The following is a 20,782-nucleotide window of genomic DNA, read 5'->3' on the forward strand; positions in this document are numbered from 1 at the left end:
AATTTAGGGGGACCGTGAACGACTTCCCGAACGGGCACGGCGGTGTCGAGGCACCGCCGCGTCCCGCTCCGCGACCACCGGCCGCACCGGAACCCGGGACGCGGCAACGGAGCTCACGCGCGCCCGAGCAACCGGAGGGCGCGGCGCCCGCCGAACTGCGGTCCGACGAGATGTGGTTGTTCCGGAATCTCCCCCTGCGCCTGGTGATTCCGGTCGCGCTGATCGCGGTGCTCGCCTCGCTGATCGCGGTCGCGGTCGCCGCACCGTGGTGGGCGGTGGCCATCGCCGCCGCCGTACCCGCACTGATCGGCCTGGCTCCGGTCAAGGGCATCCCCATCGGCCTGCGCCTCGGCCACTGGGTCGCGTTCCGGTGGCGGCAGATGCGCCGCCGCACCATGACCGAGTCGGCGCTGTTCGACGTCCCGCTGCCCGAGGGCGGCAGTTACGGTTTGCGCTGGGACGGAACGCTGTTGACCACGATGCTGCGCATCGATCCGCCGCCGGACACGCTGACCCTGCTGCGCCGTGGGTCGCTCAGTACCGACCAGGTGCTGCCGCTCACCGAGATCGCCTCGTGCCTGCGGCAATACGATGTCGAACTGGATTCGGCGGATGTGATCAGCACCGGCACCCGCACCGCGAGCACCGAGGCCGTGCTGTCCGGCTACGCCGCCAGCATCCCGCAACTCGGCCGTCTGTACGACGAAATCCTCGGCCCCCTACCGGCCATCGCGCACCGCACCATGTGGTTGGTGCTGCGGCTGAACCCGCTGGAGAACGCGAACGCGGTGGACAACCGCGGCGGCGGTCCGGAAGGCGCACTGCGCGCCGCGATCGTCGCCACCCGCCGCGTGGCCAACCGCTTGGCCGCGCGCGGCATCACCGCCTCGGTGCTGACCACCGCCGAAATGACCACCGCCATCCGCGAACTCACCCGCGGCATCCCGGTGGACGAATTCGCCGAGAGCCCGAAGTCGCTCGAGCACAACGGCATCCATCTCACCAGCTTCCAGATCGAACCCGACTCGTTCAACGCGGACGGCCTGGCCTCGATCTGGGCGGTGCGCAGCCTGGCCACCACGGTCAGCGTGCGAATCCGGCTCGCCGACAACGATGCTCGCCAGAGCGACAAGCCGCGCGACAACATCCAGGTCGACGCCCGCGTCCGCTACGACACGCAGACCGAGTTCGAGACGCCGCCGGTGACGGGCCTGAAAGTGATGCCCGGCCGCCAACTCTGGGCTCTGACTGACACGCTCTCGTTCGGCGCGCAGGAGGTGCAGGCGTCCGGCTACAAAGGACCGATGGCGGCACTAGCCGAAATCGCGGTTCCCACAGCCGGTTGCGGCCAGCTCATCGGCGCCGACGCCACCGGCAGCGGTGTTGCGGTCCCCCTGATCGGCGACGGCTCCCGCCGCATCGACATCATCGCGGGCCTCCCGCTGGCCCAGCAGGTCATCATCCGCGCCATCGCCTTGGGCGCGGGCGCGGTCGTGCACACCAACCGCCCCTGGGCCTGGCAGGGCATGATCGCGAATGTCGCGGCCCCACACGCTCTTTCCCTGGCCTCCTCGGTCACCCAGAGCGCCCGCCACAACACCATGACCGCCCGAGCACCCCACCCCGCCGCCACGATCATCGTCTTCGACGGTGTCCCCGCCACGGCCCCTCCCGGCTCCGCCACCGTCATCACCCTGCACGAAACCCTCCCCCGCCACTACCAGCCCGATGCCGACGTGACGATCGTGCAGCACCCCGACGCCCCCCACACCGTCACCGTGCACACCCCGGCAACCAAGACCACCGCCCAATTGGTCACCACACCCGCGGAACAGCGGTACATCGGCGCACCCGCGCCCGCGGGGGTCTGACAACCCGCGCGGTCGGTGCCGCACGAGACCGAGCGCGAAGCAATCAGCTTCGCGCTCAGTCCATTCGACGGGGGGTTTACACGATCCGCGCCGCGCTCGAGCTCTCGACAGTCGCCGTGTCCGACGTCCCTCGGACTCGGCACAGGTAGCGAGGCATCGACCGGGCACTGCACGGGCGATCGGACATCACTCGGGCGTGACGCAGGTAGCCGGACACCGGTGGGGCGCGGGGTGGTCAGTACCGCTCGAGCGCGGCGGGATGGTCAGGAATCGCTCGGACGCGGTGCGGGATAGTCGGGGAACCGCCGGGTCCGCATGGTGAGATCGTGCGAGAGATCCGCGTACGCCAGTGCGAGTTCCGCCAGGCACTTCCAGGCGGTGTGCAGTCGACACTCGGCCTCAGCGGTCAACAGCGCCGCATACGCGTCCACCGAGAACCGCGCCATCCGATCGACCACCATCCCGAGCGTCTCGGTGTGCAGACTGGCCGCCGCATACGGCCGAGGCATCTCCCGTGCCACCCACCGATCGATGTCCCGCACCAACTGATCCCGCGCACAGTCGATGTCGACCAGCACCGGCCCCTCCGCCACCCGCCGAGCCTCGTGCAACCCGGTCAACTCGTACGCCGCCTCGAGCACCGGATGGGATAGCGAAACACACCCCGCACAAGCCTCCAACAGCAAGTCTTTCGACGGCAGCTGCATCGCCATGGTCTCCCCCTCCAACTCTCGAACGTACTGTGACTCCAGTCACATTGACAGTTTGCGCCGATGCGAGGCCGCTTGGCAATAGCTCAAATGAGCTTGTATCAATTGAGCTGAAGTGAAGTAGATCCAGTTCGAAAGATCCTTGGCCGCAAGCTCGTTGGCGGTGTTAATTTGGATGACACATCGTCGCCGACGGGAGGGCCCAGACATGGCGCTCGATACGATCGGCACCGCCTTGGTTCGACGACATATCGGCCGCCGCCTCACCGCACTGCGCGAACGTTCCGGCCTGACACAGGAACAGGCAGCCGCCGCGCTCGACAAGGGTCGTTCCACGATCGTTCGCATGGAGGATGGCGCGGATGGAGTCCGATTCCGCGAGATCGACGTCAAAGCAATGCTCGAGGTCTACGGCGCGGCCACCGAAGAGCGCGACATCCTCCTCGCGCTGACAGCCGAAACCCGCAATGGTCGTAAGAAGGGCTGGTGGCACGACTACACCGATACCGCTCTGCCCGAATGGTTCACGCTCTACGTCATTCTGGAAGACTCCGCGACCGCGATCAGGCAGTACGAATCAGAACTGGTGCCGGGCCTGCTGCAAACCGCGGAGTACGCCGAGCACCTCGCGCGCATCCCCGCCGGGTATGTCGCCTCCGACGACATAGCGCGACGCGTCCAAGTCCGCATGGAACGCCAATCTCTACTGTCCAAACCGAACCCACCGAAACTCGATGTCGTCCTCAACGAGGCGGTGATCCGCAGGCAGGTCGGCAGCCCCGAAATGTTCGCCCGCCAACTCCGCCAACTATCGACCGCCGCACAACGCAGGACCATCTCGATCCGAATCCTGCCCTGGTCAGCAGGTATGCACGGCGGCATGGCAGCCAGTTCGTTCATCATGATGGATTTCCCAGCAGGCCCACACGGCGCACCCTTGGAGCCGTCTCTCGCATACGTCGAAACCCTCACCGGCGCAATGTACTTGAACAAACCTGACGAGTTCGCGGCCTACGAACTAGTGTGGCGCGATCTTCGAAAGCGTGCCCTCAGCCCCGCCGATTCGATCCAGCTCATCAACTCGATACTGGAGGGACTACCTCGATGACCGACCACGACGCCCCGACCTGGCGCAAAGCCACCGCAAGCAATAACGGCGGCGCATGCGTCGAAGTGCGATTCGAGGGCGAATCAGTCCTGATCCGCGACAGCAAGTACCTGCGCGACGCGACAAATGATCCCGCCGAACAACCAACCATCGCAGTCCCGAACGCAGCGTGGCCAGAGTTCCTCGACCGCATTCCCAAGACTTCCGAGTGGTTCAAATCGACCCACTCCGACCATGGGGCAGCGTGCGTCGAGGTGCGATTCGACGGTACGTCAGCGCTACTTCGCGACAGCAAGTATTTGCGAGATCCGTCCAACGATCCGAAAGCCCATCCGACGGTCGCGGTGCCGTTGTCAGCGTGGCCCGAGTTCCTCAGCCGAGCAGCGGATACTCTCGAGTTTCCTGGGGCAGAGGGCGTTCCATCCATCGAGCGAACATCAAACGAGATCGTGCTGCGCGATGCTCAGGGAACAACGCTCAGATACACATCGAAGGAGTGGACAGCCTTCATCGCAGGCGTGTGTGCGGGAGAGTTCGCACACACGCTTGTTTAGGAGATCATGCGTCGAGGAAGGTCCGAGCCCTTTCTGGCGAAGTTCAATCTCACTTCGGGAGCCGGTCGACAGCGGTGCGAGCGACGGATTCCGCTATGGCGCAGATGTTTTCGTTCGAATCGTTGGCGGTTTGCACCCTGACGGTCAGGACTTCGTTCGCAGTCCCGTTCCTAGGAATGAATTCACGGTCGCAAATCGAAGCCACCGTCGACGTGGATGCGATCAACTGCTCAGCGTTGCCCAAGTCGATCACCGGATCGGATTTGTCGACGCCGCTGACACCATGCTGAGTGGTGATCTCCACCGAAGCCGACCCCTGCCACTTGCAGGAATGTGCTGCGACCTCCGAGGGCACCGCCGGAAGAGCCCCGACAAGTGGACGGAGCGTGGTGCCATCTGCGAGCGAGCACGGGTCGACAGAGACCAATGAAGTGGCTGCATCGGGCAGGACAGGGATTTCCGAAACAGCTGCAAGCCGCGACAGGATGTACTCCAGCTGAGTGCAGAAGTTCGCGCCGGCCGAGACGGACACTCCCCACTGGTTGTCGTCGACGGTCCTGAACGAACGGTCACAGGTGGAGCTGTCAGAAGAACCAAGAATCGGCTGATCGGCTCCGTAGGATCCTTCTGGGATCTTTCCACCGGTAGAATTCGTTCCGTACAAATACGCCCCGGGGCGGAAGGTCAATTGCTGGCCACCCAAACGAACCCCCGAATAGCAATTCCACGAGTCCGCGGACGTCAGTTGCCATGCGGAGACGTCAGCGGGAAAATCCTGCGCAATACTTGCCGGAATCGGCTCTTGCAGCGCCTTTTTCAACCAAGCACACGCATCGGCACTTCGCACCTGACTCAGGGTCAGCTCTCGAGGAGCAGCCTGGGAAGTTCCGTTTCCGCGCACCCACACCACTGCGGCCGATACCGCCAGAGCGACCACCAGAAACGCGATCGTTGCACTCAATACGATCACACGACGGCTCCGCGGTCGCTGATTCCCGCCGATATCGGCACTGGACCGAGCACCCGCGAGAGCGGAACGACGAGCCCCAGGAAGCACCGACGTCGCATTCGGATCAGCGGTCAAAGCCGCCAATTCAGCGTGCTGCCGGTCGATTTCATGGTGCACGGGTCCCGGCCAGGGCAGATCGTGTTCGAACGGATCACCAAGGAAATCGAGTATCTGTGCAGGCGTCGGTCGCGCAGCGGGATCTTTGTCGAGGCACGGCTCGATCAAAGCCCGCAGCTCAGGCGGCAACGCCTCGAGGTGCGGTTGAGTGTGCGCAATATTGAACAGCGTGTACGCCAGCGACGGGGCTGTGAACGGCCCCGAACCGGTCGCCGCCATCATCAGCACGGAACCCAGGGAAAACACATCACTCGCTGCGGTGACCCGCTCCGCCAGCGCCTGTTCCGGCGACATGTACGCGGGAGACCCCAGCACCGAACCGGTTACGGTGAGCCCACTCGGATTCTCGGTCATGGACGCGATACCGAAGTCGATTACACGAGGGCCATCTACGGCGAGCAAGACATTGGCGGGCTTCAGATCTCGGTGAATAAGCCCGGCATGGTGAATGGCGTGCAGCGCGGAGGCCAGACCTGCGGCCAAACGCTTCACCGCAGCCGGTGGCAACGGCCCGTACTCGGTCACCGCCTTGTCCAACGGCAACCCCACCACGAAAACGGATGCCAGCCACGGTGACGACGAGTTGATGTCGAAATCGATGACCGGTGCGGTGAAGGCGCCTGAAACACGCGTGGTGGCGGCAACTTCCCGATGGAAGCGAGCCCGATAGTCGGACTCGTCGAGCAGATGTGGATGGACCTGCTTCACCGCGACCAGGCGGCCATCCGGTCCGGTACCCAATAGGACCCGTCCCATACCGCCGGAGCCCAGCTCACCGAGGATCCGGTACCGGCCGATCTGCGGTGGATCGTCCGGAGTGAGCGCTCGAATGGTCATTTCGGAAGCTGCGCCAGCACAGTGGAGAACACTCGCTTACCCCGGTCGCACGAATCCGGCGAATCTCTCCAGCTTCCGAAACTGATCTTCACCACCTCTGCCTTGTCCTTACGAGTCGGACGAACCATGTACGTCAACTCGCACTGGGCAGAGTGGTACTTGGCGTAGGAGTCTTCTACGTAAGCGGTGGCACCGTCGATTTGTGTCGGCTCACCCTGATGCGACTGATCCGGACGTGAGCTCTCCGTCAATGTGAGGCTGAAGTACGAGTCGTCACCTGACCAATAGCAACTCGTCGGGCTGATCGTCTGATGCATAGATGCCCCTGACAGCTCAGAGGCCAGCTTTCGCTCCACCAGTGCACAGGGGTCGAGTGAACGGACCGAGTCCTTGGGGAGCGGCAGTCGCGGCGGATTGACCGCCAACCGATCGACCACGGCACGCAATCCTTGCTCGGCCGCCGGACAGACATCGCCTTTACCAGACATCTTGGCGGACAACTTGACCGAGACCGCCGGACGACCCTGCGTAATAACCCAGCGGTCGCACGACGACCCGTCCTTGAACAGGCCGTACATCGGCATCCAACCGGCAACGGCACCCGACAGTCGAGGGAGGGCTCCGGTCAAGGAGTCTCCGGTGCCGCCGATCGTGACCTCGAAGGAGCGCTTGGCATTCGAGGAGTCGGTGAAGTTCGCGCTACAAGCTCCAGCGGTACTGTCCGAGAAGTCACCGGACCGACTTCCGAAGTCCTTGGTCAACGAATTCTCCAGCAGCGCACAGGGATCAAGTGTTCGCCATTGTTCACCGGTCAAAGACACCGCGAGGTCGGTCGCGGGCGTTGCGTACCCCGACTGCACTGCCCACTCGTGCGCGCCGAAAGCCGCCCCGCCCAACAACACCATCACCGCGAAAGCCGCTGCGACCGACCGCATATTGCGTTGTCGTCGCTTTTTCAGTCCCTCGACCTGGGCCTCGTACCGAGCGTGTTTCGCGGTGGTCTCCACCCACCAATCAGAATCGGACCGGTGCCCCGCGATCACATCGCGCACCGCACCAGGCCATACGGGCTCCGCTTCGATCCGACCAGCGGCCTCCGACAGTTCTTCCGGCGTCGGCCGGTCGGCGGGATCCTTGGCCAGGCAACGCTCGACGATGTCGCGCATCGGCCCAGGCACCCGCGCGGTATCCGGCGCAGAGTGAAGGACGTTGTAGAGCACTTGGGGAGTCGCGGTACCGGCGAAGGGGCTCTCGCCGGTCGCAGCCATCGCCAGGATCGCGCCGATCGAAAACACGTCGGCCGCCGGGGTCAGCGGCCGGCCCTCCGCCTGCTCGGGTGACATGAACGCCGGAGAGCCGATGACAGACCCTGTCGCGGTCAGCTGCGCACCGCCCTCCAACGCCCGGGCGATGCCGAAATCGATGACGCGCGGACCGTCACCGGAAAGCAGAATATTGGCGGGCTTGAGATCCCGATGAACCAATCCGGCCCGGTGAATCTCGACAAGTGCCGATGCCAATCCCGCTGCAAGCAGCCGCAATCCGCCCAGTGACATCGGACCGGTCTCCTCGATGACCGTCTTCAACGATGGGCCGGCGATGTATTCGGTTGCCAGCCACGGACTGTCGGACTCGGTATCGCTGTCGACAACTCCCGCGGTGTAGGCGCCCGTCACCTGGCTACTCGCCGCGACCTCTTGGCGGAACCTCTCGCGAAATTCCGGATCCTTCGCCAGATGACGGTGAACCTGTTTGACCGCTACCAGACGTCCGGTGGGCGAGTGTCCGAGCAATACCCGGCCCATTCCGCCCTGGCCGATGACGGCCACCATGCGGTGGCGCCCGAGCTGGCGAGGATCGTGTGAACCCAAGCCCTTCATACGATTTCCCCCATATGCCCGTCGCGTTCTTTCAGCAATTCGGCCGTGCTCATTCGCCGTCCTTCATGAGGGCGTACTGCGCCGCGGCGAGTTGACGGACATCGGCTTCCTGATCACTGAAGACTTCCGCGACGAAACTCGAGTGCGGAACGAGGCAGCGGAAGCGACGGGCCTGCGGCTCAGTCGGATTCGGCGCTGCCGCTCGAAAGCAGGCGACTTCCCCGGCGCCCGACAATCCATCCATCCGGACGTACCTCGACACCGTGGGGGTGTCGGTCAGGTAGCTGGTAAAGCTCTTGGCGGTATCCGCATCGCGAAGCTTGAACAGATACTTGTTGTCCGACACCGCGACTGCCTCAACGCCCTGATCCGCGTACTCGCGAGCCACGTCGGCGGGGTTGCTGCTCGTCATTGCCGCGTACATTCTGGGCCCGTACACCGCGAACTTGCGAGCATCGGGCAGATTGTCGCCGGTGCTGACCAACCTGGTGAGCAATTTGTCGCGGTCGAACGGCAAGCTCTCCAGGTCACCGAGGGCCACCGGGTTGTAATCCGCCAACTTCCGAACCTGCTGTTGATAGGTCTTGGTCAACAGCGCCGTCAGCTGATCGAGTTTTGGTTCGCGCGTTTCGGCGATGACCGAGATCACGACGGACTTGTAGGCCATCCAGCTGCCGATATCGGCGTAGCTGGGAATCCAATGACTCAGTGCCGCAGGGAACTCCGGCACAGACACCGGCGTGTTCGAACCGTTCAACGCGAAATCGGCGCTCTCCATAGCGGCGGCCGCAGCGGCGGCGGACGGTTCATCGGGGAAGGCGATGAGCGTGACCTTCACCAGCGGCTGCTTCAGATGCTCGCCGAGATAGGGAATGTCCGCTGCTTCCGCAGTGAAACCACCGTACGGATTGAACGGCTGCGCGGCGGCTGCCTGATGGAGCTGAATTCCAGGGAGGCCGCGCTCACCGACGATTACATCTGCGTAGCGCTCCGCCGACACCTCGGGTGCGATCTCACTACCGAACACCACACGCTCCCCCAAGCGAAGCGACTCGGTGATCATTCCCCGGGCCCGATTGGCGCCCTGGTCGTACTTGCCATCGGGTCGCTGTGCCGAGTAGGGCCCGAAATCCTGCGCCGAGGCGGATTCAGGCGCCGAACTTCCGTTTCCGCCGCATGCGGCCGTCGTACCCGCCAACGCAGCAGCCAATGCCACTGCGGCGAGCCGGTTGTACCGGAACCGCATTTGCCCCCCTAGGTCCGCGATCCAGCAGCGGACTGTATACATCTGAAACACCGAACCGGCGGGATAGACCGCGCGGTCGGAAGTCAATCTAACATCGGCTCAGAGGCCGGACCACATCGTTGTCAGCTGGTCGGCAACACATCGTGGCTTGTCAGAGCATCACTCGCACTCAATGTGGGCCCGCCCACCAATTGGCCCACGATCGCCCACGGAGCCAGCCGGGGCTTCGTGCCCAGGCCGAGTATCTGCGCAGTCTTGCTATCCGGCACACCGTAGCGAATCCCATTGTCCGCGATGTAGAACAAGCTGTCGCGCCGCTGGCTACCCGGCTCGATTCCAGTGACACGGACGAATTCGCCGGTCGTCGGGGGAATGTATACGTTGTCGATGCGGTCACCGGTCTTGTCGCCGGAGGCGAGTGCAACAGGTACGGCCGACTCGGAAATCGGCAAGCGCGTACCGACAAGCATGCTGACCGAAGCACGGTCGGCGGGCCCTTCCGCGGCATCGGCATCCGCGCGGCCTGCGCCGCTTGCCCTCGTCCACTTGATGCAAGAGACCGGATTATCCTCCGCAGTAACAATTCTCGGTGCCTCACTCGGAAAATCATCGACGGGCAGGGTGTGCCTCGATTCGATTCCGTCGAGCATGTCGGGAGTAACCGACTTGATCTCGCTCATGCCTCGGGAGTTGGCATTGCGGATCATCTGCGCGGTGAACGCCGAAATCCGTTGTGTCCCATCGGAGAGAACAACGTACAGTTCGGACTGATCCGATGCTCCAGGCGAGGCGACACGGATGACACCTCCGATGGGGATACCGCTGAGCCGCCCCGGCCCGGGTTCACCGGCTTGCGGAATGGTCGGAGGAACCAGCGCCGGCACCTCGACCGCCGCTCCCAGCAGCCCAGTGGTGACCGGACGAGCACGCTGCGATCCGATATTCAGCGACCGAGCCACGACAGTGTTCTGCAGATCGACCTCGGCGCGCTTGCCGTCGTAGATCAGGTAGTCCTTGTTCGATCTGCGAACCAGAAGGGCCGCATTGGGATCCGCCTGCTTGACCCGCTCGTTGAGCGTGAGATCGCCCGCGATCACCGTCGTCGTCGCGCCGGATGACGAAGCCGAGCCGCCGGAGGCGGACAACTGCACTGTTTCGCATAGTGTCCACTGCGACTTATCGCCCTGGCCTGATCCAGGCAGCGCCGCAGGGGCACCGGGAATACCCAGCATCACTCCGCGAGGCACCGAATTCAGCTTGGAATCCTTCACCGATTTCGGAGTCTCGCTGGTGCCCGTGATCAATCGCGCCGATGCGAGATTCAACGCCGGATGCAAGGTCATCTTGCTCTCGTCGTTCTTGTCCTTGACGACGACGTAAAGCGCGCCGCTATCCTTGCCCATCACGATGTTCGCGTTCCCAATCGACCCTTGCGGACGAATGAAGGCCAATATCGCGCAACCGGCTACGAACAGCACCGCCAGTATCGCGCCCGAGACCAGAGAACGGAACTGCGCACGCATCGGGTCGTGCAGCATGCGCACATCTCGGCGGATCAACGCGTGGTCCAGACGTCGCAAGAGGAATCGGTACCCATTGACCTGGGCACGAGTGGTCAATTGGGCTGGCAACTAATCCTCCGTCGGAGCGAAATTATGGACACGACAGTAACGGGTGTTCTACCGACAGCAGCGCACCCCTCCCTAAGGGGGTGCGCTGCTCCGGACGGTTCATGCCGCTCAGAAGGAGAAGCCGTCGCCGATCTTCTGGTCGGCGCTGAGCGCGCGGTTCAGAGCGTTATCAACCTCGGTCGCGACCTTGCTCAGAGTCTCCAGAGTGTCGCCGTATTCGTTGTCCCAACGGGTCTTCACACCCTGGAAGCTATTCCACGAACCGTTTGACTCGCCGGTGTTTTCGTTCGTCCAGGCAGTTTGCAGCTTCGTGGAGGCGTCGTTCATGTCGCTGCCCGCGGAAACCAACTGCCCGTAATGGGTCTTCAGGGTGTTGGCAAGTTCCGTCATAGTCGCTTTGTCGTAAAGCATGTCAGTTCCTTATCAAGTGTTGTTGTGTCGCCGCTGGTCTGTACGACTCAGACGAGATTGGTGAATCCGGACTGGTTCTCGGAGTCCATGCTCGTGAAGGTGGAGGTACCAACGCCGACCTGCTTCTCCATCTCATCAAGGATCTTGTTCAGCCGCTGAGCCTCACTGTCCCAGTTGGTGGTCGCGACCGAGAAGGAGTCGCTCGCGTCGCCCTGCCAGCCCTTCTTCGCAGCGTCGACAGCATCGGTGATCTTCGCGAGGACAGACTTGACATTGCCAACCACGTCAGCCATGTGAGTCTGCGCCGCTTGAGCAATCTGATGTTCGGATGCAACCATCGTATTTACCTTCGTCTCTGCCTATTTGCGGGTTTAGCGGATGATGCGGCTCGTCATCACCCGTTGGAGTGGATCAGCTGGCAAGCTCACGGCGGATCAAGACAGCCACCTCCCCCCAGGCAGCGAGTCGATCAATGCCGAGATCGCCTGCGCGACACGGTGATCACTGCCCGGTGTCAATGTGGACCAGAGTTGCTGGTCCGGGGCGACCCCTGGAGCTGCCACGATGCGGCCACGTGCGGTGTCGTAGACCACGACGGCTCCGAGCGATCGGTCTGTGACGCCGTCGGTGTAGGCGTAAGCCACCACTTCGGCGTAGGTATGGCAGGAGGACAGCGCCAGTCCGTAGACGGTCGCATCATTGTCTGCGACTCCGAGACTGTAGACGGCGCTGGTGTAATCCTCCGAAGTTATTGCGGTGTCGAATCGTTCGCCCAGATCGGCGGACAGTGCGCTGAAGTTCGCGACCTCCGCGGGCGGGCAGGACCCGAGAGCCTCGAGAATCGGCCGGGCGAGTGATTCGCCGGAGCCGTCGGCCCAGATGGAACGAATGTCGAGCTGGTCCCCCCTGCGGATCGCCAGCACATGCTCCTCACCGCGGCGAGCGATACACACGCGCATCGCGCCCTCGTCGGTGAAGATCCGCGCGGCGAGTTCACGATCCGGCAGCGCCAACGCGAAAAGCGCTGCGGCGGTGTCAGGTTCGACATCACCATGCGCGTCCATGATGCGGCGCGAGATCAGGTCCGCGCGCGCCTGCTGCTGCGCGGCCGCCCAATCATGGTGCGACTGCTGCTGCGGAGAGATCGAGAGCACCAGCGGCATTGTCTGCACACCGAGTTGTGCGGCCAGCGCGATCACGCCGTCGTTCGTGAGCGTCGTCATGTGCTGACCTCCTCTCGTGTTGCGGTCGCGGGAGCCGCGACTTCCGCCCCGGTGCTCCCGGCGTTGAACGCGATATCGACGGGCGCGCGCTGAGCACTCGCGTCGATGCCGCCGAGCACAGCGGGAGCGACCTGCATGCCCGAATTGAGGCCGAGTTCCTCGTCGCTCGGAGACGCACCGGCCAGGCCGGCGGCCGGGACGTGCTCCTCCTCGGACTGATTGCTACCCGCCATCGCGGCGGGAGCCATCGGCACCGAACCACTGGTCTGAACTGTAACCGGCTGCGCCACAACCTTTTCCGTGGTCGTGGTGACCTGCGGATTGCCACTGACCCGGAACTCGGTTTTGATCGGCGCGATGCTGATCGGCCCGATCGGGAAGCCGGACATGCCACCGAGAGATCCCGGTGCCGGAACCGCTTCCTCGGTTGCGGGTGCCGCCGTTTCCACGACCGAGGTCGCCATACCCTCGGTGATCGGCGGCGGCGCCTGGGCCTCCCACGGCGTCGAGAGCGGTTCGGTCGCCGCCTCATAGGTCCGCATCACCCGTGCCGCAACAGCTTTCGCCGCATCGGCGTCGGCATCGACTCCGGCAGCCTTGGAGAGAATAGGCGCACCGAGCGCGGTGCCCAACTGCTCCAGCGTGCGCTGCAGATCCCGAATCTTCTCCACGTCACCGGCATCCGGCATCGCCAACCGAGCGAGTTCGTATGCGGCGGCATGTGATTCGGCCTGCAGGGCGTTGCTCGCGGCCGCCGCCGCGGAACTGGTGAACCAGTCCCGCAGCGCCCGGATGCGCTCGATGAACGCCGAGCTGTTCTTCGATTCCCATGCGGTGCCGAGGTTTTCGAGAATGCGTTCGTACTCGATCGCCGCCGCCGCGAAACCGGCGCTCAGACGCCCCCACGCGACCCCGGCTTCGGCGGCAGGTATGGCACCGGCCCCCGTCACCAGGTCACGGGCCAGCTGCTCCGGCTGCCTGGCATCCCAGACCACATCGGTGAAGCCAGGTGTCGTCGGTTCCAACATCGGCGGCGATCCTCGCTCAGACCGCGGGTGCCGCGAAGCCGAGCGAGCTCTGCTCCTCGACCTGGCCGTAGGTCGCGAACTGCGCGCGCAGCGTCGCCGCCAGCTTGCGCACCTCGTCCACGCCGCTGCCGCCGGACTGCTGGAACGACGCGGCAACGGTGTTCAGCGTCTGCGCGGCCCGCGCCGACACCTCGTCGGAGCCGGCCGGAGCGATGCTGAGCTTCGCCTGCTCGATCGTCATCCCGTTCTCGAGACGATCCGCGAGCGCGTCCAGCTGTGATGCCGCGGCGAGCGCGGTCGCGGAATCGAAACGCACGCCATCGAATTCGTTGGTGCTCATGCCATCCTCCTGTTACCCCTGCAGTTCAGTAAGTCAGCGCATCAAAGAGTGAGCGCTTTGTCCGGTGGCTCGTCGACAGCTTCGATCGCACCGACCACCGGGATCGACACGCCTTCGATAAGTCCGACGACCTCGTCGCCGTGTGCGCCGGTGACCAGGTTCGCGATCTTGTCGACCGCGGACTCGCCGGCATCGCCCGCGCGCGCCGCACCAGCGGCGGAGCCCGGCGACATCATGCTGGGCACTGTCGTGTTGGATTTCTGGTTCTGGCTCAGCGAGCGACCGCTGGGAGTGCCTGAGCCGCTGGTGGCCTCACCCGCGCTCAATCGCGAGGTGAGCGGGTTCGACGGTGAGCCGCTTCCTGCACCACCACCGCCGCCGCCTGCGCCGCTGAGCAGAGCGCCACCACCGCCGAGAGCGGAATCGAGGCCGCCACCGCCACCGGCCGAGTCGCCCGGAGTGAGTGCGCTCTCGTCGGTCTTCTTCTCCTCCACGGTCTTCGCGGTCGCGGCGGACTTGTCCGAGCTGTTCGCGGAGCCGCCACCGGTCAGGCTGCTCGACACCGACTTCGCGGCGTCACTGATCGACGTGGCGGCCGAAGACGCTACGCTGCTGCCCTTTTCGACGACCTTCTCCACGGCCTGGGTGCCGACGCTCGTGAACGGCTGCACCGCCTGGGAGACCTGGTTGGCCAACGAGATCGCGTCGCTGACGCTGGGTGCGCCCGGAACGGGGATCTTGATACCGGCGGCGGAGATCTGAGCGGTGGAAACGCTCAGCTCTCCACGAGTTTTCGCCGCGATGACACCGACTTCGGTGATCGTGTCCGTCGCCGACGCGATCAGGAACGGTAATCCGGCCGGCGTCACCAGCAGCGCCGCACTCGCGGTGACCTCGGCGATGAACTTCGCGATGACCGCCGAGACCTCAGCGGATCCCTGCGCGACAATCGCTTGGGCGGCAAGCAGAATCGCCTTCTGCTCGTTGCTCTGGGCGACCAGCGACGGAACGACGGACTCGACCGCGTTGCTCTTGGTCTTCGCCGCTTCGGCCGCATCCCCCTGCCAGCCGGACGACACCGCCGCAGTCGCAGCCTGACTGGCACTCGCCCCCGAGGACAACGCGCTGGACACCGCCGACATCAGCGAGGTGAGTCCGGTACTCAACACACCGGTGCCGAACGAGGAAAGCATGCTGATCGCAGGCTGAATCAGCGAAGTCAGATCGATGCTCGGCAACGTCGGCATCTGAATACCCGATAGATCAGGCAGCGATATCGACGAAATATCAGGCAGTTGCGGCAGATTGAGCGTGCTGAGCACGTCGGCAACCGGAGTGTCCAGCATCGACCCGACGGGGGTCGTCTGCAGGACATCCAGCACCGTCGTGTTCGGCGAGGCGGTCACACCGCCGACTGCTTCGGTCACAGGTTCTTGAGGAAGCTTGCGGCCGAGGTCAAATCGGTGCCTTCATACACACCGACAGCCGACATGGCGCTGACCGCGGTCTGCCCGTGCACCGCCGCGACCTCAGCCGAGGAGGCCAGGTAGTTCCCCTGTGCAACAGCGAACGCGAGCAGGAAGTCCTGACCGATCAGGCCGAACACCGGAACGGCCTGAGCGAGCGCACTGACGGTGTCAGCTGCCGCAGCCCCCGCGATCTGAGTCGCGATGCCCGCGTGTTCGGTGCCGTAAGCCGCAATCTGCTGAAAATCAGCCTTCACGAGGTTAGACATCGGGTTCCCTCCCAAGTACAAGATCTCGAATAACAGTACAAGCACGAAATGGGTTGTGCCAGATAGCAAAGCACAAACGCCAGCTCAAGGTTGCGTTAACAAACCGGACTTCAGCCGGCCATCTCCTCATTGAACCGGTTGACTATCTCGGCCCGCCGCTCGAAAGCATTCCGCGCAGCCGCGGCCGCCGTGGTGACCACGACTCGCTCGAATTCCGCCGGCGTCATCCGAGAAACAGCATGGCTGAACTGCAGATCCTGCAGCGCCCCGTTCCCGTCGACCTCCGCCATGACGGCACCGTCCTCGGACGTCTCGCGCCCCCGCACGGCCTTCATCTGATCAGCCAGATCCTGAAACCGATACAGCTGCCGCCGAACCCGCTCCTCGAGTTCATCCATCGACCCGACCACGTGCTCCCCCTTCACACAGTCCGAAGCCAGCTCTGTGGCTCCGTATCGTAGTCCTGCTCCTCGACAATCTCCTGCCGAGCCACGTCGGCCTCGGTCGGCAACCCCGTCCGCGCCAATCCGGCGGCACTCATCCCCGCCTCTTCCAGTTGCTTACGCTTGGCCAGCCCCGCCCGAGCAGCAGCCCGCTGACAAACCCGCAGCAACTCCCCAGCCAACTGCGTGGGATCCCGATGCAGCTCGGCCGATTCCACCTTCACCGCCAGGGGAAGCCCCTGCTCAGTGGTCCGCACCCGAATAGACCCACTCGGGTTCGCTGACGTCACCGAGGGCCACCCACCCTCGCCGGAATCAGGACTCGACGCCCCCGCCTCGGTCATGACAACTCCCTCCCAATTGCTATGCGTAGAACTATCACATGAGCGCATCGATACGCCAGCGGATTGGATCCGTCCGGATTCTGGGCACCCGCCACGAAACGCTCACGATCGGCGCGTTGTCCGATCAACCCCGCTCGTCCCGGATGATCTGAATCACGGCGGCGACGTAGCTGTTGAGCACCGAGACGAACCTGCCCTCGTCCACAGCGAGAGCCTGCGCCGGATTCTCGGTTACAACGTAGCGACCATCCTCCTCGACATCACGAAACGTCACCAAATGCCGTGTGAGACCACGAGGCCCGAACTCCGATCGCCCCTGGACGACATAGATCTCGCCCACGGTCGTGGCCGGGGACTTGAGGAATTCCGTCGTTCGCGATATGGCGGTGTCCGGCGCCGCGGCGATCACCGAGCGACCGAAATTATGGTCCAGGTCCTGTTCACTCGACGCCAATGCGATATCACCACGACTTCCACGCTGGGTGGCCGGTAGCGCACGAACGATTTCGCCGGAAAGCCGGAGAGGGTCGCATTCGACCACGGTGTACCCGCCTCCACGCCAATAGGTTGGACCGGGCAATTGCTTGATCACATAGCCTTTCGGGCCCTTGCGGGTGGCAAGGACGCGAACCAGCGACCCCAGGTCCCAGCGGTCCTGTTCGTTCCAGGCATACCCGATCAGGAACAGATCCGGATTGATCATGGCGTCGAGAGCGAACGAGAAATTCCCATCCGACTTGCGATCCAGGCTTTCGCGCGCTTCGCGCATTTCAGTATCGAAATCTTCACCGGTACGAGTCGGCGACGTGAACATGAAGGGGTCAGGTGGTTCCTCTCCTGTCCGATCCATCCACAGGACATAGAACTCGGCTTCGGTGAACTGCCAGCTCGTTGTCACTTCTCGGCCACCGGTGTGACCGCGACCGGCACATCTCCGAGCACCTCATCCAGATTCGCGCGGTCCGTGAGATATTGGGCGCGCTTGTACTCTTTGCCCTGACCTTGCCCCTGAGATGCACCAGACATCGGCGAACCCATCATCGGGCTCGACGAGGTCGACGCTGATGTCGATGCCAACCCCGCACGAGAGGTCGTGGTGGCCGCGACCTCCTCTGTCACCGTCGCCGTCGTGGCGGCGCGAGGGAACAGCTGCGATTTCGCCGTCTGCGTGCCGGCACCGCTACCGCCCAGCCCCGCGCTGATTCCGGCGCCACCGCCACCGCCACCCGAAGCGCCACCACCGGTCGGACTGCCGCTGTTCGGGATCAATCCGAGTTGCTGCAACTCCTGGCTCACCTGCTCCTGTGCCTGCTCGGCCGTTGTCGTGGAGTCCTTCAGCGCGGACTCGACGGCCGTGGAGATCTTCTCCACAGCCGATTCCGCGGCAGTGATGCCTGCCTGAAGAACGGTGCTGGCCTGAGTGATCAAGGATTGAAGAGTCTGCTGCGTCTGATCCGTGGTGGTCGTCTTGGACGGATCGGTTTGGGACGGATCCGTCTTGGCCGGGTCAACCTTGGGCTGATCCACCTTCGCTGGATCGGTCGGATCCGTATTCAGGCTCGGTGACTGAGTATTCGGACTTCCGTTCGACGGATTTCCGTTACCTCGAGGCTGGTTATTGTCTGCAGGCTGCGTGACCACCGGCTTCACAGCGACCGCCGCGTTCGGGTCCGGCATCATCGGGATCCCGGCACTGGATTCCTTGACACCCTCGACGTACCAGTTGTCCCACGCCTGCCGCAAATTCTTCATTGCGTCTTTGACATCTTTTTCACTCAAGCCGGGATAGCTCGATATCGGCTTGTCCGGCATGAAGTTCTGAACCCGCTTGAGCCAGGAGTGCGCGGTCGCGAGATTAGCGCTCATCAAGTCCATGCAGTTGATCAGCTTCGTCACGCTGTCCAGATAGCTGATGACGGCCGTCTTGGCTTTCTTCGCGCCGTCCGAGGCCCAGATACCCTCGGTCTTGGCGGTATCCCCCTGATAACCGTAGAGAAGTCCGTTGGTGGCGTTACGGAACCGCGTCGATTCCGTTGCCAGAAACGTCTTGGCATCGAACCAGTGCTGAGCGAAATTTTGCAGATCATCCACAACACCGCTGTCATGGACGTAGCGCCAATGATTGTAGAAGTCATCCCACTCGTACTGGGCTCCCCGGTCCTCACCGACAGGAGTGTTGTCGAGCTGTGTCCCATCACCTTTGAGACGACTCTGGGCCGAGGTCAGATCCGATGCCTCGGGCATTGTGTCGTCGTAGTCCTGGATAGCGGTCCCGGACCAGTCATAGCCCTTGGTGGCGATGTGCTGATCCAACCATGGCAGATGCGTTGGATGGGGATTCCAGCTTGACCGGTCCCAACCGTCACCTGATGGAACGCTGACTTTTCCTGGTACGGCCAAGCCTGGTTGACCGCTTTGCCCGGGGATCGCCAGTCCGGGCTGCCCACCGGGCCGCCCTTCGGTGGAGCAGAGCGCGGAGAACTTATCGGCCGCAGAAATATCCACTTCCGAGAAGAGGGAGCCCGCAGAAATGAACGTCTCACCCATGTCGCCAAGGATGGTGGAATGGCTCGTCAGGACTGTTTCGTGGACCTTCTTCGCGGCAGCGTTGAATTTGGAAGCCAACTGAAATCCCGAGTCTCGTTGATTCAGTGCCTTCAGATTCAGCGCCTGCCCGACAGCATCGGTCGCCGCCTTCATAGCCCTCGCCATGTTTGCGCACTGTTGCGCCATCGTGGTGGCAGCAGCGGGGTCGAAGACCACTCCTCCGCTGGAACTGACGCCGCCATTGGTCTTGAGGTCAGTGAAAGTGTTGTCCGCCATCCGGGGTTCCCCTCCCTAGTGGATGTGGTCGCAGCGTAATCGCTGCAGTCTATTTGGACACTGCCACGAGTGTCTTGTCCGCGGCCCCCGGCTCCTTGCAAGCGGATCGAAGCAACATCAGACGGGGATAGCCACCGCCGATATCCGGGTTCTCATCGACCAACTGCACCACGATCGCGATCCCTGCATCGTTGTCGGTGTCCTTCGTGAGGAACTCGCGGCAGCTCATGCGGGAGACGCCACCCGAACCACCCCCGGGAGTTGCCGCCGTGGTGCCGGCATTGCCGCTCTCCGAGCTCGATACAGCCTGGCCCGATGTGGAGGATCCGCATCCGCTGAGCGCAAGAACCGCCAGAACGCTTCCGAAGACCGCCAGAGCAGGACTTTTCACAGTGTGGTACTCCCTTATCGATTTTCGATCACGCCGCGGATCCACCCCCGACATCACTCGATCCTGCCAGCAACGCGGGCGTGAATTCACCTCCGGTCGGTGAGCCGAGTCTCACCCGAGACCCGCGGCAACCCCATGTTGAGATCAGTGTGTAGCTGTGGCACAGTCGATCCCACTGTGTGTCATGTGGAGGTTTGATAGGCGAACTCGGGAGGGGTTCTCATGACCAAGAAAGTCGAGGTGGGTCCGGAGGGAGTTCGGACTGCCGCGAAAAGCGCAACAGATATCGCCGATCTTCTGACGTCGATCGCCAATGCCGGTCGTCGTGCCGGCTCGGCGGGCGAGTCCGCTTGGGGTGACGACTCGTTCGGCAGCCAGTTCGCGGACGGCTCACAGGGTTTCGCCAAGGGCTACAGCAATATGGCCAAGGGCACCGACAGCCTTGCCGCATCGTTCGCGAACCTCGCCACAGGTATGGAGACGACCGCACAGCGGCTCGAGGCCATCGAACAGGCCAACACCGCCAAGTTCAAGTAGGACTCGGCGTGGTCAGGGAGCACGGGGACGCCGAGGCGGCCTCGATCATCGATGAGTTTGCCGGGCAGATGCGTGCTATCGCCGAGACGACGCGCAAGCGGGCCCTGCTGACAGGTCAGGGCATCGCGGCGGATGGGCGAGTAACCGTCACCGTGAACTCCGACAGCGCGGTGATCGCGACACGGTTCTCCGACGACATCGACGACCTGGGCTATGACGAGATCGCCCAGGCCGTAACCGAAGCGGCGCAGAAGGCCATCGCGGAAGTCACCCGCAAGGCCCAGGAGTTGATGCGGCCGCTCAGTGACAAACGCGGGAAGATGCCGAAGTTGTCCGAGCTCTTCGAGGGAATGCCGGACCTCGAAACGACCGCACCGCCGGCGGCCTCGATGGCCGCGCCGGGTTCGCGGGAACGGCGCGAGTTGGAAGCCGAGCCGGCACCCGAATACACCGAAGCCGTCGACTACGAAGAATGGGATTCACGCCACGGTTCGAGGATCGCTGACCGCTGATGCGACACAGCATTCCGTCGGCGAAGCCCGAG

Annotated in this window: 22 protein-coding genes; 5 read left to right on the forward strand and 17 right to left on the reverse strand. The window is 63.6% G+C overall.

The genetic code is table 11. The features are described from left to right. The first annotated feature begins 14 nt into the window (after window positions 1–14). Window positions 15–1,871: a type VII secretion protein EccE gene (gene eccE, locus NJ1_RS18240; protein ID WP_245717448.1), complete on the forward strand. Its 1,857-nt coding sequence runs from the start codon at window positions 15–17 to the stop codon at window positions 1,869–1,871. Between the two features lie 263 nt (window positions 1,872–2,134). Here the strand turns inward: eccE and NJ1_RS18245 are convergent, their stop codons facing one another. Then, entirely contained in the window at window positions 2,135–2,584 is a 450-nt protein-coding gene (locus NJ1_RS18245; RefSeq protein ID WP_067695613.1) for a DUF4254 domain-containing protein, read from the reverse strand. 205 nt (window positions 2,585–2,789) lie between these two features. Between NJ1_RS18245 and NJ1_RS18250 the strand changes: the two genes are divergently transcribed. Together NJ1_RS18250 and NJ1_RS39730 are read left to right on the forward strand one after the other, a co-directional pair. Then, window positions 2,790–3,689: a helix-turn-helix domain-containing protein gene (locus tag NJ1_RS18250; protein WP_067695616.1), complete on the forward strand. Its 900-nt coding sequence runs from the start codon at window positions 2,790–2,792 to the stop codon at window positions 3,687–3,689. Continuing rightward, window positions 3,686–4,243: a DUF397 domain-containing protein gene (locus NJ1_RS39730; RefSeq protein WP_084478468.1), complete on the forward strand. Its 558-nt coding sequence runs from the start codon at window positions 3,686–3,688 to the stop codon at window positions 4,241–4,243. Before NJ1_RS18250 ends, NJ1_RS39730 begins: the two co-directional genes overlap by 4 nt. Window positions 4,244–4,292: 49 nt before the next feature. Here NJ1_RS39730 and NJ1_RS18255 read toward each other — a convergent pair whose 3' ends face one another. The 16 genes from NJ1_RS18255 to NJ1_RS39225 form a co-directional block, all read right to left on the reverse strand. Then, on the reverse strand, window positions 4,293–6,206 hold the full coding sequence (locus tag NJ1_RS18255; protein ID WP_067695619.1) for a serine/threonine-protein kinase: 1,914 nt from the start codon (window positions 6,204–6,206) through the stop codon (window positions 4,293–4,295). Beyond that, window positions 6,203–8,086, reverse strand: a complete 1,884-nt coding sequence (locus tag NJ1_RS18260) for a serine/threonine-protein kinase (protein ID WP_084478469.1) — start codon at window positions 8,084–8,086, stop codon at window positions 6,203–6,205. The genes NJ1_RS18255 and NJ1_RS18260 overlap by 4 nt, the downstream gene beginning before the upstream one ends. A 49-nt stretch (window positions 8,087–8,135) precedes the next feature. Beyond that, on the reverse strand, window positions 8,136–9,332 hold the full coding sequence (locus tag NJ1_RS18265) for a DUF7373 family lipoprotein (protein WP_169813167.1): 1,197 nt from the start codon (window positions 9,330–9,332) through the stop codon (window positions 8,136–8,138). 122 nt (window positions 9,333–9,454) lie between these two features. Continuing rightward, on the reverse strand, window positions 9,455–10,963 hold the full coding sequence (eccB, locus tag NJ1_RS18270; RefSeq protein ID WP_067695629.1) for a type VII secretion protein EccB: 1,509 nt from the start codon (window positions 10,961–10,963) through the stop codon (window positions 9,455–9,457). 108 nt (window positions 10,964–11,071) lie between these two features. Further along, the gene (locus tag NJ1_RS18275; RefSeq protein ID WP_157574071.1) at window positions 11,072–11,374 is read right to left on the reverse strand and encodes a WXG100 family type VII secretion target; all 303 of its coding nucleotides are present in this window, start codon (window positions 11,372–11,374) and stop codon (window positions 11,072–11,074) included. A 47-nt stretch (window positions 11,375–11,421) separates the two neighbouring features. Beyond that, window positions 11,422–11,712 carry a WXG100 family type VII secretion target gene (locus NJ1_RS18280; protein ID WP_084478470.1) on the reverse strand — a complete coding sequence of 97 codons (291 nt, stop codon included), beginning with the start codon at window positions 11,710–11,712 and terminating at the stop codon, window positions 11,422–11,424. Between the two features lie 96 nt (window positions 11,713–11,808). After that, window positions 11,809–12,597, reverse strand: a complete 789-nt coding sequence (locus NJ1_RS18285; RefSeq protein ID WP_067695637.1) for an ESX secretion-associated protein EspG — start codon at window positions 12,595–12,597, stop codon at window positions 11,809–11,811. Further along, window positions 12,594–13,625 carry a PPE domain-containing protein gene (locus NJ1_RS18290; RefSeq protein ID WP_067695640.1) on the reverse strand — a complete coding sequence of 344 codons (1,032 nt, stop codon included), beginning with the start codon at window positions 13,623–13,625 and terminating at the stop codon, window positions 12,594–12,596. The genes NJ1_RS18285 and NJ1_RS18290 overlap by 4 nt, the downstream gene beginning before the upstream one ends. A 16-nt stretch (window positions 13,626–13,641) precedes the next feature. Beyond that, window positions 13,642–13,965 (reverse strand): PE family protein, encoded by a 324-nt coding sequence (locus tag NJ1_RS18295; RefSeq protein ID WP_067695643.1) that lies wholly within the window; start codon window positions 13,963–13,965, stop codon window positions 13,642–13,644. A 41-nt stretch (window positions 13,966–14,006) separates the two neighbouring features. Then, a complete protein-coding gene (locus NJ1_RS18300) occupies window positions 14,007–15,392 on the reverse strand; it encodes a hypothetical protein (protein WP_067695646.1) in 1,386 nt (461 codons plus the stop codon). Next, window positions 15,389–15,700, reverse strand: a complete 312-nt coding sequence (locus tag NJ1_RS18305) for a type VII secretion target (RefSeq protein WP_067695649.1) — start codon at window positions 15,698–15,700, stop codon at window positions 15,389–15,391. Before NJ1_RS18305 ends, NJ1_RS18300 begins: the two co-directional genes overlap by 4 nt. 110 nt (window positions 15,701–15,810) lie before the next feature. Beyond that, entirely contained in the window at window positions 15,811–16,098 is a 288-nt protein-coding gene (locus tag NJ1_RS18310; RefSeq protein WP_067696061.1) for a YbaB/EbfC family nucleoid-associated protein, read from the reverse strand. Window positions 16,099–16,121: 23 nt separating this feature from the next. Beyond that, window positions 16,122–16,487, reverse strand: coding sequence for a hypothetical protein (locus tag NJ1_RS18315; RefSeq protein ID WP_067695652.1), 366 nt, complete (start codon window positions 16,485–16,487; stop codon window positions 16,122–16,124). Between the two features lie 124 nt (window positions 16,488–16,611). Then, window positions 16,612–17,385 carry an ESX secretion-associated protein EspG gene (locus tag NJ1_RS18320; protein WP_067695654.1) on the reverse strand — a complete coding sequence of 258 codons (774 nt, stop codon included), beginning with the start codon at window positions 17,383–17,385 and terminating at the stop codon, window positions 16,612–16,614. Next, entirely contained in the window at window positions 17,382–19,310 is a 1,929-nt protein-coding gene (locus NJ1_RS18325; protein WP_157574073.1) for a hypothetical protein, read from the reverse strand. Before NJ1_RS18325 ends, NJ1_RS18320 begins: the two co-directional genes overlap by 4 nt. 49 nt (window positions 19,311–19,359) lie before the next feature. Further along, on the reverse strand, window positions 19,360–19,755 hold the full coding sequence (locus NJ1_RS39225; RefSeq protein WP_157574074.1) for a hypothetical protein: 396 nt from the start codon (window positions 19,753–19,755) through the stop codon (window positions 19,360–19,362). A 168-nt stretch (window positions 19,756–19,923) separates the two neighbouring features. Between NJ1_RS39225 and NJ1_RS18335 the strand changes: the two genes are divergently transcribed. Continuing rightward, on the forward strand, window positions 19,924–20,238 hold the full coding sequence (locus NJ1_RS18335; protein ID WP_067695662.1) for a hypothetical protein: 315 nt from the start codon (window positions 19,924–19,926) through the stop codon (window positions 20,236–20,238). Window positions 20,239–20,246: 8 nt separating this feature from the next. Further along, window positions 20,247–20,750: a YbaB/EbfC family nucleoid-associated protein gene (locus NJ1_RS18340; protein WP_157574075.1), complete on the forward strand. Its 504-nt coding sequence runs from the start codon at window positions 20,247–20,249 to the stop codon at window positions 20,748–20,750. Window positions 20,751–20,782: the final 32 nt, after the last annotated feature.

The sequence above is a fragment of the Nocardia jejuensis NBRC 103114 genome, assembly GCF_001613145.1.
GTDB classification, from domain to species: Bacteria; Actinomycetota; Actinomycetes; order Mycobacteriales; family Mycobacteriaceae; genus Nocardia; species Nocardia jejuensis.

What these genes read in the sequence shown, in the direction of transcription:
- NJ1_RS18315 (WP_067695652.1), bottom strand. Translation starts at nt 16,487, where the DNA reads ATGACCGAGGCGGGGGCGTCGAGTCCTGATTCCGGCGAGGGTGGGTGG.
- NJ1_RS18255 (WP_067695619.1), bottom strand. Translation starts at nt 6,206, where the DNA reads ATGACCATTCGAGCGCTCACTCCGGACGATCCACCGCAGATCGGCCGG.
- NJ1_RS18310 (WP_067696061.1), bottom strand. Translation starts at nt 16,098, where the DNA reads ATGGATGAACTCGAGGAGCGGGTTCGGCGGCAGCTGTATCGGTTTCAG.
- NJ1_RS18260 (WP_084478469.1), bottom strand. Translation starts at nt 8,086, where the DNA reads ATGAAGGGCTTGGGTTCACACGATCCTCGCCAGCTCGGGCGCCACCGC.
- NJ1_RS18250 (WP_067695616.1), top strand. Translation starts at nt 2,790, where the DNA reads ATGGCGCTCGATACGATCGGCACCGCCTTGGTTCGACGACATATCGGC.
- NJ1_RS39730 (WP_084478468.1), top strand. Translation starts at nt 3,686, where the DNA reads ATGACCGACCACGACGCCCCGACCTGGCGCAAAGCCACCGCAAGCAAT.
- NJ1_RS18290 (WP_067695640.1), bottom strand. Translation starts at nt 13,625, where the DNA reads ATGTTGGAACCGACGACACCTGGCTTCACCGATGTGGTCTGGGATGCC.
- NJ1_RS18265 (WP_169813167.1), bottom strand. Translation starts at nt 9,332, where the DNA reads ATGCGGTTCCGGTACAACCGGCTCGCCGCAGTGGCATTGGCTGCTGCG.
- NJ1_RS18245 (WP_067695613.1), bottom strand. Translation starts at nt 2,584, where the DNA reads ATGGCGATGCAGCTGCCGTCGAAAGACTTGCTGTTGGAGGCTTGTGCG.
- NJ1_RS39225 (WP_157574074.1), bottom strand. Translation starts at nt 19,755, where the DNA reads ATGTCGGGGGTGGATCCGCGGCGTGATCGAAAATCGATAAGGGAGTAC.
- NJ1_RS18295 (WP_067695643.1), bottom strand. Translation starts at nt 13,965, where the DNA reads ATGAGCACCAACGAATTCGATGGCGTGCGTTTCGATTCCGCGACCGCG.
- NJ1_RS18275 (WP_157574071.1), bottom strand. Translation starts at nt 11,374, where the DNA reads ATGCTTTACGACAAAGCGACTATGACGGAACTTGCCAACACCCTGAAG.
- NJ1_RS18325 (WP_157574073.1), bottom strand. Translation starts at nt 19,310, where the DNA reads ATGGCGGACAACACTTTCACTGACCTCAAGACCAATGGCGGCGTCAGT.
- NJ1_RS18335 (WP_067695662.1), top strand. Translation starts at nt 19,924, where the DNA reads ATGACCAAGAAAGTCGAGGTGGGTCCGGAGGGAGTTCGGACTGCCGCG.
- NJ1_RS18285 (WP_067695637.1), bottom strand. Translation starts at nt 12,597, where the DNA reads ATGACGACGCTCACGAACGACGGCGTGATCGCGCTGGCCGCACAACTC.
- NJ1_RS18280 (WP_084478470.1), bottom strand. Translation starts at nt 11,712, where the DNA reads ATGGTTGCATCCGAACATCAGATTGCTCAAGCGGCGCAGACTCACATG.
- NJ1_RS18305 (WP_067695649.1), bottom strand. Translation starts at nt 15,700, where the DNA reads ATGTCTAACCTCGTGAAGGCTGATTTTCAGCAGATTGCGGCTTACGGC.